Below are 5,400 nucleotides of genomic sequence, written 5' to 3'. Positions count from 1 at the left end.
TCAGATCAGGAGGCAGAAGATACGGCTGAGACCGGTCAAACGGGATGAAGCTGCTCATCTCACCACCTTACAACCTTACCCCTTCACTGGGTAACCCAACCCGACAGGCTGCTAGAGCACTCAAATGAGCAAAACGCTTCTCAAAACGGAAAACAGACCTTTTCAGGACTCATTTTCTCCAATCAGTGCATGGAATTGTAATCATAGGGCAGGTCTTAAAACCAGAGAACTTTTCCAATCATCTATTTTTTTGCGTTATATCCACTCGCATATAGCGACAGTGGCGGGAATGACGACGACCATGCCGAGCGTCGTGAGCAGCATGATGCTGGCTGTTTCTACCTCGCACTTCCCATACTGCTGGGCAAACAGGACAGACGGTGTGGAGGTAGGCATCGCACTTGCGACAAAAGCTGCTTTCGCCATAGCGGATTTTAGTCCCCATGCCTTGAGGGCGACGAAGAAGACTGCTGGTTGCAAGACGACACAGACGAGCGATCCCAGTATAACGGTCCTAGATCTGAGATTAAGGGAATAAGACGCAAGCGCGAGCCCGCAGGCGAAGATCGCCGCTCCTGGTGCGCAGACTGCTAGAGGCTTGAGCACGGACACGGAAACCGGCGGCATCGTCAGACCGGACAGAGACACGATGGTGCCCAGCACCGGTGCCCACACAAGGGGGTTCTTGATCGTTTTTCCAAGCGTTCGGGCCAACGAGGGTCTCGACGTTTCTGACCTGGACGCGCTCTCGAGCAGGTAGATGACGACTGAAACCTGTAAGAGGTTTGTGACAACCGCAGCCAGACCGACTACGCCGCCGCCGACCGTATCGCCATAGATTGGATCGAGGACCGTCAGGCCATAGATCGGTGCGGCTGTGGAGGACACCGCATAGCCGAGGAGGACTGCGGTCAGCCGGTCGCGCGTCATCATGCACAGGACGAGATAGCTCACGCCAAAGAAGAGCGAATATCCGATGATCATGACCACAACGAGTGGCCCCTGCTGAAGGAGCAAGTCGCATTTGAAGGACGCCATGCTGAGGAAGAGCGCAACCGGCAGGGCATATTTCAGCGCGAAATGACTGAAACCGATGGCCTGATCGTGATCGAAATCCTTGTACTTCCCGGCCAGATAGCCCAGCCCGAATATGAGGACAACCGGAGCGATGGCGGCGACGAGTATCACGAGATTCACGGATCTGCTCCGGGTTGGTGAGAGAAGGCGTCATCATCCCCGGTGATCGGCTCGAGCCGATCACCGGGGATGACTTAGGTGTGTCAGAGTTCCTTGTAGACCGGCTTGTAGAGCAGCCCCTCGATCCAGGCGCGGATATTTTCCGGACGCTCGACGGTGGCCTGTCCACTATCGAAGATATGCTCCGCAACCCGCGTGGCGGTCGTCACTTCGGTCTCCAGGATGTTGGCTTGGAGCGGGAACAGCATGCCATGCTCGCGTGCGCTCGGTCCCACCTGATCCGCTGTCGCGGCGGCGGCGGTGATGAACATATCGTCCGTGATCCGCGCGGGACGGGTCGCGTAAACGGCGAGACCGATTGCCGGAAAGATATAGAAATTGTTGGCCTGTCCCGGGTGGTAGCTCTTTCCCTGATATTCGAAGTCCGGAAATTGGACTCCAGCGGCGTATAATGCTTTGCCTTTTGTCCAGGTATAGGCCTGCTCGGCCGTACATTCCGCCTTGTTCGTCGGATTGGAGAGCGGGAAGATCACCGGCCGCTCGTTCAGTTTTGCCATCTCGCGGACCACCTCCTCGGTGAATGCGCCGCCGATGGTGCTGACGCCGATCAGAATGGTCGGCTTGAAGGTTCTGACGACCTCGAGAAGATCTTTCGTCGGTTTCGCCTCGTGCGCGAACGGCTTCTGCCACTCGTTGAGATCGGTCCGGCTGGTCTCGATCAGACCGTTGACATCGATCAGTACGATACGCTCACGCGCTTCGGCCTCGCCCAGACCCGCTTCGACCATCGCCGAGACAATCATACTTGCGATACCGATCCCGGCTGAGCCTGCGCCCAGAAAAAGGACGCGCTGATCGGCGAAAGTCTCGTTCTTGATCTGCAGTGCCGTGGTCAGGCCTGCTACCGCGATCGCTGCGGTTCCCTGAATATCGTCATTGTAGCACAGGACCTTGTCGCGATAGCGGGCGAGAAGCCGCATCGCATCGGTACCTTTCCAGTCCTCGAAATGAATGCAGACACCGGGAAACACGTCTGTAGCGGCTTCGATAAATGCGTCTGAGATCAAATCCACCTCCGCTTCGTCTGGCGGGAGCTCGCGCAGACCAAGATAAAGCGGATCGGCCCGGAGCGCCGCGTTCGTGGTGCCTATGTCCAGTAGCACAGGCAGCAGCGCCTCGGGCGGCACCCCCGCGCAGGCGGTGTAGAGCTGGAGCTTGCCAATGGGAATGCCCATGCCGTTAGCGCCGATATCGCCAAGACCGAGAATACGGCCGCCGGTGGACACACAGATGAACCGAACGTCTTTTACCGGCCAGTTGCGCAGAATTTTTTTGAAGCGACCTTTCATGTCGCGCGTGAGATACATGCCCGCGCTGCCGCGATAGATATGTCCGAATGCCAGACAGGCATCAGCCACGGTCGGATCATAGACAATCGGCACAAACCGCGCGGGGTCGGACATCAGCGTGTGGTAGAATAGCGTCTTGTTCCTGGCCGCCAGGCTCATGAGATAGATGTAGCGTTCGAGATCATTCGGCTTTGCGGCGAGTTGCGTCTGAACCCTCTCCAGTTGCCGGTCGATGTTTTCCACAGTCGGAGGAAGCAGACCTTCAAGGCCGAGCGATTGACGCTCAGTCATTGTAAAGGCGGTTTCCTTGTTGAGGGCGGGGTTGTTGAGGATTTCCTGTCCCCGGATCGTGCTGGCGTGGCTCATGTGTTCTCCTCGCGGTTCGACGGCGTGCGGAAGTCATGCGCTTCGTTCGGAACGGCCGCCGCTGGATGACTGAATGTCATCTTGGGCCCACCCGAGCTCCAGCGCATCCGGAAAACTACGTACGTAAAACCTCGTAAGGGAAACGACCCGTCCTGATTTCAGGTCGACTGTGTTATCGCGGCCGCTCCGTGGCTGTCAGCGTCATCCGCACGAGTTCAGACAGGCTGCGAGCGTCCATCTTTATCATGAGATTGGCCCGATAAATCTCTATCGTGCGCGGGCTTATCCCAAGCTCCCGGGCGATGACCTTGTTCGATTGACCGTCGACGAGGCCACGGAGAACCTGTTGCTCCCGCGTCGTCAGAGCGGCGATCCGCTGGCGAATGACATGTGCATGCGCGCGTTCGGCGCCGTTCTCGTCACCGCACCGCAGAGCGGAGGCCACCGCGTCGAGAATGGTATGATCGTCGAACGGCTTTTCGATGAAGTCGCGGGCGCCGGCTTTCATGGCCTGCACCGCTAGGGGGACGTTAGCATGCCCCGTGATCACAATGACCGGGAGAACCGTCGCGCGCTTCTGGAGACGGTCGACAAGAGCGATGCCGTCCATGCCCGGCATCCGGATATCCGTTATGATGCATCCGCACTCGACCCCGTCGAGGATAGCGAGGAACTCATCCGCCGATGCGTGGGTCCTCGCGGTATGTCCCGATGTCAGCAACAGGAAGGCAAGGGATTCGCGTACGGCTTCGTCGTCGTCGATCACATGGACGATACCATCCGGGTTCATTCGCCAAACTCCTCTGTCCTGGCGCAGGGAAGAGTGAAAAGAAAGCACATCCCTCCCCCGCGTTCCCGCTGCGCTCCGATGCGTCCTCCATGAGCCTCCACGATGGTGCGGCAGATCGACAGCCCGACTCCCATGCCATGATCCTTCGTCGTTGAGAAAGATTCAAACAGCCTGCCCGCAATCTCGGGGCTCACACCGGGGCCAGTATCCGTCACGCGGATCCGTGCCATGCCTTCGAAAGCGTCGACCGCGACGACCAGACGCCGTTCGTCACAGTCCTCCATGGCCTCCACGGCGTTGCGGATCAGGTTGAGGAGGACTTGCTGGATCTGAATCTTGTCCGCGATAACCTGATCGGCCCCAGAGTCCAGCTGAAAGGATACGTCGATCCCGCGCTCCGCAATTCCGACCAAGGCCAGCGTTGCCATCTCTTCGATAAGCGCCCGCAGGCTTTCCAGTCCCGGCTCACCTTCTCCCCGAGACACGAAGTCCCGCAACGACCGTATGATCCGACCGGCCCGCAGCGCTTGCGCGGCCGCCTTGTCCATGGCCTCTTGCACGCGCGTGCTCTGCCCGTTCTCGGCTTCCAGGAGACGGCGTCCGCCGTTGAGAAAGTTCGTGATGGCCGTCAGAGGCTGATTAAGTTCGTGAGCCAGTGTGGCTGCCATCTCGCCCATGGCTGACAGGCGTGAGATATGTGTGACTTCGGCCTGCAACTGTCGCACGCGTCGGTCCGCTTCCTCGCGTTCCGTGAGGTCGCGAAGGAACGCGATTGTAAAGGAGCCCTCTCCTGATGTCAGGCGTCCGGTAGACAGATCAACGGGGACAGTCGTCCCGTCTTTCCGACGGGCGACTGCCGCTATTCCGTGCCGATCGGAGACTGGAGCCGTTCCGAGTTCGGGGACGATGTCTGCGATATTCGTCCCGATCGCCTCTGCCGCATTAGACCTCAGAAGTGTCTCCGCCGCGTTGCTGAATGATTGCACGATGCCGCGCTCGTCGAGAATGATGATAGCGTCGGGAACTGCGTCGAGGATGGCGCTGAGATGCGCCTCCCGCTCAAGGATACGCTGCGCCATCGCGGCCGTGCGCCGACGGGCACGTAGCAGCCATTCGCCACCACACGTGATCAGGACGCAGAGTGTCGCGAACAGGATCGTCTCGACCCAGTTTTCGATCGGCGGCGCGCCGTCATGCGCGAGAAGGAGGCAGCCGATCACTGATGCAAGTGTGGCTGCGGCTAGACCGGAAAAGAGACCGCCGATCACCGCGCCGACGAGCACTCCCGGAAGCAGTAAGAGAAACAACGTCCTGCCGCCGAGAAACGGATTGATCAGGAAACGTATGAGCGTCCCCAGTATCACGAGCCCGAGCGCGTACGAGGAGGCGGCCGCGAAACTGCGATGGCGTGCCAGCGCACCGGTCTCTTGAGGCGGCAGATCCCAAAAGTCCCTCAATGACGTTCTCCTCACCGAATGGTCGGCGAACGACCCCGCTAAGGCGAGTCAGTATTACTACGTAATAGCCTCATTCATCAAAACATTGCACCTGTAGGGTGAGACTGCGCCATGAACCGTCATGGTTCTAAGAGCCTGTTTGGAAAGTCATGGATGAGCGTTTCTTCGGATGAGATTGGCCCCCATGGCGACGAAGATCATGGCCTGCGAGACATCGATGCGGCGCTCGTAATCGCGCACG

Annotated in this window: 4 protein-coding genes and 1 pseudogene; all 5 read right to left on the bottom strand. The window is 58.9% G+C overall.

What is annotated here, in order from left to right; genetic code table 11:
* Positions 1-255: 255 nt before the first annotated feature.
* Positions 256-1,197 carry an AEC family transporter gene (locus GOB87_RS17085; RefSeq protein WP_166319078.1) on the bottom strand — a complete coding sequence of 314 codons (942 nt, stop codon included), beginning with the start codon at positions 1,195-1,197 and terminating at the stop codon, positions 256-258.
* Positions 1,198-1,280: 83 nt separating this feature from the next.
* Positions 1,281-2,912, bottom strand: a complete 1,632-nt coding sequence (locus GOB87_RS16145) for an NAD-dependent malic enzyme (RefSeq protein WP_166319075.1) — start codon at positions 2,910-2,912, stop codon at positions 1,281-1,283.
* Between the two features lie 172 nt (positions 2,913-3,084).
* Positions 3,085-3,702: a response regulator FixJ gene (gene fixJ, locus GOB87_RS16140; RefSeq protein WP_166319072.1), complete on the bottom strand. Its 618-nt coding sequence runs from the start codon at positions 3,700-3,702 to the stop codon at positions 3,085-3,087.
* The gene (locus tag GOB87_RS16135) at positions 3,699-5,159 is read right to left on the bottom strand and encodes a sensor histidine kinase (RefSeq protein ID WP_194303387.1); all 1,461 of its coding nucleotides are present in this window, start codon (positions 5,157-5,159) and stop codon (positions 3,699-3,701) included. The genes fixJ and GOB87_RS16135 overlap by 4 nt, the downstream gene beginning before the upstream one ends.
* A gap of 147 nt (positions 5,160-5,306) precedes the next feature.
* Positions 5,307-5,400: pseudogene (locus GOB87_RS16130) on the bottom strand (IS5/IS1182 family transposase); the annotation flags it as partial.

It is taken from the genome of Acetobacter estunensis (genome assembly GCF_011516945.1).
GTDB lineage: Bacteria > Pseudomonadota > Alphaproteobacteria > Acetobacterales > Acetobacteraceae > Acetobacter > Acetobacter estunensis.
Note: the sequence above shows the minus strand (reverse complement) of the source record. Positions and strands in the feature narration are given on the sequence as shown.

Bases quoted from the DNA above. Each gene is read 5' to 3' on its own strand.
- GOB87_RS16145 (WP_166319075.1), bottom strand. From the start codon at position 2,912: ATGAGCCACGCCAGCACGATCCGGGGACAGGAAATCCTCAACAACCCC.
- fixJ (WP_166319072.1), bottom strand. From the start codon at position 3,702: ATGAACCCGGATGGTATCGTCCATGTGATCGACGACGACGAAGCCGTA.